Source organism: Mycolicibacterium llatzerense (assembly GCF_000878195.1).
Taxonomy (GTDB): Bacteria; Actinomycetota; Actinomycetes; order Mycobacteriales; family Mycobacteriaceae; genus Mycobacterium; species Mycobacterium llatzerense.
On the sequence record NZ_JXST01000086.1, the window covers coordinates 1 to 5,431 of the forward strand.

3 rRNA genes are annotated in these 5,431 nt (G+C 55.6%); all 3 read right to left on the reverse strand.

From position 1 onward, the window contains the following. Window positions 1-7 precede the first annotated feature (7 nt). The 3 genes from rrf to TL10_RS29220 all read right to left on the reverse strand — a co-directional run bounded on the left by rrf (window position 8) and on the right by TL10_RS29220 (window position 5,299). Window positions 8-121, reverse strand: a 5S ribosomal RNA gene (gene rrf / locus TL10_RS29210). A 155-nt stretch (window positions 122-276) separates the two neighbouring features. Continuing rightward, window positions 277-3,382 (reverse strand): 23S ribosomal RNA (locus tag TL10_RS29215). Window positions 3,383-3,782: 400 nt separating this feature from the next. Beyond that, window positions 3,783-5,299 (reverse strand): 16S ribosomal RNA (locus TL10_RS29220). The 16S, 23S and 5S rRNA genes sit together here, the layout of an rRNA operon. Window positions 5,300-5,431 lie beyond the last annotated feature (132 nt).

Here is a 5,431-nt window from a genome sequence, read left to right on the forward strand (position 1 = left end):
AATTTGTGTTCGGCGGTGTCCTACTTTTCCGCCCGTGCAGGGCAGTATCATCGGCGCTGGCAGGCTTAGCTTCCGGGTTCGGGATGGGACCGGGCGTTTCCCTGCCGCTGTTGCCGCCGTAACTCTATTTAATTACGCCTCCACCGGCCTGTTTAAACACCTTGGGGGGTGTTATTTGGTGGTGGGGTGTGGTCTGTTCGACTTTTGTGTCGTGAATAGTGGTTGCGGGCACGATGTGCAATGTTCTTGTTTACACACAATTGGTTCTTTTTTGGTGTGTGTAAGTTTTCGGCCGGTTAGTACCAGTTCCCTGAACCCATTACTGGGTGTGCAGGTCTGGCCTATCAATCCCGTGGTCTGCGGGGGGCCTTATCCCTCTAAAAGGGTGAGAAACCTGGTCTTGGAAGAGGTTTCCCGCTTAGATGCTTTCAGCGGTTATCCTGTCCGAACGTAGCTATCCAGCGGTGCCCCTGGTGGGACAACTGGTAGACCAGAGGTTCGTCCGTCCCGGTCCTCTCGTACTAGGGACAGGTTTCCTCAAGTTTCTGACGCGCGCGGCGGATAGAGACCGAACTGTCTCACGACGTTCTAAACCCAGCTCGCGTGCCGCTTTAATGGGCGAACAGCCCAACCCTTGGGACCTGCTCCAGCCCCAGGATGCGACGAGCCGACATCGAGGTGCCAAACCATCCCGTCGATATGGACTCTTGGGGAAGATCAGCCTGTTATCCCCGGGGTACCTTTTATCCGTTGAGCGACACCCCTTCCACTCGGGGGTGCCGGATCACTAGTCCCGACTTTCGTCCCTGCTCGACTTGTAGGTCTCGCAGTCAAGCTCCCTTGTGCACTTACACTCAACACCTGATTGCCGTCCAGGTTGAGGGAACCTTTGGGCGCCTCCGTTACATTTTAGGAGGCAACCGCCCCAGTTAAACTACCCACCAGGCACTGTCCCTGGACCGGATATACGGTCCGAAGTTAGAAGCCCAATACGATCAGAGTGGTATTTCAACAACGACTCCACACACACTGGCGTGTGCGCTTCACAGTCTCCCACCTATCCTACACAAACCGTACCGAACTCCAATACCAAGTTGTAGTGAAGGTCCCGGGGTCTTTTCGTCCTGCCGCGCGTAACGAGCATCTTTACTCGTAGTGCAATTTCGCCGAGTCTATGGTTGAGACAGTTGAGAAGTCGTTACGCCATTCGTGCAGGTCGGAACTTACCCGACAAGGAATTTCGCTACCTTAGGATGGTTATAGTTACCACCGCCGTTTACTGGGGCTTAAATTCTCCGCTTCACCCCCGAAGGAGTTAACAGGTCCTCTTAACCTTCCAGCACCGGGCAGGCGTCAGTCCGTATACATCGTCTTGCGACTTCGCACGGACCTGTGTTTTTAGTAAACAGTCGCTTCTCACTGGTTTGTGCCACCCCCCACCGCTGCCCACCGCAAGGGTGTTGACAGTAAGGGGTCCTCCTTCTCCCGAAGTTACGGAGGTATTTTGCCGAGTTCCTTAACCATAGTTCACTCGTACGCCTTAGTATTCTCTACCTGACCACCTGTGTTGGTTTGGGGTACGGGCCATGTGTGCACTCGCTAGAGGCTTTTCTTGGCAGCATAGGATCACCGAATTCGCCTCACTCGGCTATGCATCACCTCTCAGACATATGAACGACGGATTTGCCTATCGTTCGTCCTACAGGCTTACCCCGGTATTACCACTGACCGGTACGGCTACCTTCCTGCGTCACCCCGTCGCTTGACTACTACCCACCAGGGTCCCACGCAGCCGGCAACACGTGATCCCCGAAAGGATCATCACGTGCCATTTGGATGGTTAGCACAATGGATTCATCACGGACGCACACACACGGGTACGGGAATATCAACCCGTTGTCCATCGACTACGCCTGTCGGCCTCGCCTTAGGTCCCGACTCACCCTGGGCGGACTGGCCTGCCCCAGGAACCCTTGGTCTTTCGGCGGGCAAGGTTCTCACTTGCCTATTCGCTACTCATGCCTGCATTCTCACTCCCACACCCTCCACAGCTCCATCACTAGGCTGCTTCACCGGATGCAGGACGCTCCCCTACCCATCCTTGCGGATGCCGCGACTTCGGCGGTGTGCTTGAGCCCCGCTACATTATCGGCGCACAATCACTTGACCAGTGAGCTATTACGCACTCTTTCAAGGGTGGCTGCTTCTAAGCCAACCTCCTGGTTGTCTTCGCGACTGCACATCCTTTTCCACTTAGCACACGCTTAGGGGCCTTAGTCGGCGATCTGGGCTGTTTCCCTCTCGACGCACGGAGCTTATCCCCCGCCGTCTCACTGCCACGCTTTTGTCTTACCGGCATTCGGAGTTTGGCTGACGTCAGTAACCTGGTGAGGCCCATCGGCCATCCAGTAGCTCTACCTCCGGCAAGAAACACGCAACGCTGCACCTAAATGCATTTCGGGGAGAACCAGCTATCACGGAGTTTGATTGGCCTTTCACCCCTACCCACAACTCATCCCCTCAGTCTTCAACCTAAGTGGGTTCGGGCCTCCACGCGGTCTTACCCGCGCTTCACCCTGGCCATGGGTAGATCACTCCGCTTCGGGTCCAGAACATGCCACTACACCCTTACGGGATACGCCCTATTCAGACTCGCTTTCGCTACGGCTACCCCCCACGGGTTAACCTCGCGACATGTCCCTGACTCGCAGGCTCATTCTTCAAAAGGCACGCCATCACCCCACGTAAACGAGGGCTCTGACGGATTGTAGGCACACGGTTTCAGGTACTATTTCACTCCCCTCCCGGGGTACTTTTCACCATTCCCTCACGGTACTAATCCGCTATCGGTCATCAGAAGGTATTTAGGCTTACCGAGTGGTCTCGGCAGATTCACAGCAGATTTCACGGGCCCGCTGCTACTCGGGAACACCATCAAGGCAGACATCGGGTTTTCACGTACGGGACTCTCACCCTCTACGGCAGGCCATCCCAAGCCACTTCCGTTAACCACGACATTTTCTTACTGCCCTCCAGCCGGATAGAGCTGAAAAGATAGGTCCCACAACCCCGCACACACAACCCCTACCCGGTATCACATGCATACGGTTTAGCCTCATCCGCTTTCGCTCGCCACTACTCACGGAATCACAATTGTTTTCTCTTCCTACGGGTACTGAGATGTTTCACTTCCCCGCGTTACCTCCCATACCCTATATATTCAGGCATGGGTAACACGACATAACTCGTGCTGGGTTTCCCCATTCGGACATCCTCGGATCAACGCTCGGTTGGCAGCTCCCCGAGGCTTATCGCAGCCTCCTACGTCCTTCATCGGCCTCTGATGCCAAGGCATCCACCATGCGCCCTTAAACACTTACGCACAAAAACCAATTGAAAACAAGAATCAAAATTGCACATCAACACACAAAAAACATCCCCGAACCCGAAGATTCGGAGCACACAATTTGCGCGTTAGATGCTCGCAACCACTATCCACAAGTCAAACACCACACCCCACCACCAAAACCGGTGAGGCAACAACAACCCCCACCACCCCCAACGGAGCGGTGTCTCCCACCCCACAAAGGAGGGAAGCAACGGGCCTGTTGTCTCAGGACCCAACAGTGTGTCTGGCCATTCTTCACGCCCCGAGTTTCCACCGAGACGAACGTTTGTTGTATGCACCCACCAGCAAACCCACTACAGGCGCCGGCCATCTCCCAACCATGAACCCCGACACTATTGCCGGCACGGGGGAATCGATAAATGGTGCTCCTTAGAAAGGAGGTGATCCAGCCGCACCTTCCGGTACGGCTACCTTGTTACGACTTCGTCCCAATCGCCGATCCCACCTTCGACGGCTCCCTCCACAAGGGTTAGGCCACCGGCTTCGGGTGTTACCGACTTTCATGACGTGACGGGCGGTGTGTACAAGGCCCGGGAACGTATTCACCGCAGCGTTGCTGATCTGCGATTACTAGCGACTCCAACTTCACGGGGTCGAGTTGCAGACCCCGATCCGAACTGAGACCGGCTTTCAAGGGATTCGCTCCACCTCGCGGATTCGCAGCCCTTTGTACCGGCCATTGTAGCATGTGTGAAGCCCTGGACATAAGGGGCATGATGACTTGACGTCATCCCCACCTTCCTCCGAGTTGACCCCGGCAGTCTCTTACGAGTCCCCGCCATAACGCGCTGGCAACATAAGATAGGGGTTGCGCTCGTTGCGGGACTTAACCCAACATCTCACGACACGAGCTGACGACAGCCATGCACCACCTGCACACAGGCCACAAGGGAACTGATATCTCTACCAGCGTCCTGTGCATGTCAAACCCAGGTAAGGTTCTTCGCGTTGCATCGAATTAATCCACATGCTCCGCCGCTTGTGCGGGCCCCCGTCAATTCCTTTGAGTTTTAGCCTTGCGGCCGTACTCCCCAGGCGGGGTACTTAATGCGTTAGCTACGGCACGGATCCCAAGGAAGGAACCCACACCTAGTACCCACCGTTTACGGCGTGGACTACCAGGGTATCTAATCCTGTTCGCTCCCCACGCTTTCGCTCCTCAGCGTCAGTTACTGCCCAGAGACCCGCCTTCGCCACCGGTGTTCCTCCTGATATCTGCGCATTCCACCGCTACACCAGGAATTCCAGTCTCCCCTGCAGTACTCTAGTCTGCCCGTATCGCCCGCACGCCCACAGTTAAGCTGTGAGTTTTCACGAACAACGCGACAAACCACCTACGAGCTCTTTACGCCCAGTAATTCCGGACAACGCTCGCACCCTACGTATTACCGCGGCTGCTGGCACGTAGTTGGCCGGTGCTTCTTCTCCAGGTACCGTCACTTGCGCTTCGTCCCTGGTGAAAGAGGTTTACAACCCGAAGGCCGTCATCCCTCACGCGGCGTCGCTGCATCAGGCTTGCGCCCATTGTGCAATATTCCCCACTGCTGCCTCCCGTAGGAGTCTGGGCCGTATCTCAGTCCCAGTGTGGCCGGTCACCCTCTCAGGCCGGCTACCCGTCGTCGCCTTGGTAGGCCATTACCCCACCAACAAGCTGATAGGCCGCGGGCCCATCCCACACCGCAAAAGCTTTCCACCACACCCCATGAAGAGCGTGGTCATATTCGGTATTAGACCCAGTTTCCCAGGCTTATCCCAAAGTGCAGGGCAGATCACCCACGTGTTACTCACCCGTTCGCCACTCGAGTACCCCGAAGGGCCTTTCCGTTCGACTTGCATGTGTTAAGCACGCCGCCAGCGTTCGTCCTGAGCCAGGATCAAACTCTCCAAACAAAAACAACCCATCCAAAGACAGGTGAATTCGAATCAGAAAAATCCGATCACAAACAAAAGACACCAAACAAACTGGCATCAAAAAAACAACCACACCCCACAAACGGGAAAACAAGAGGTGCAGTCAAAAAA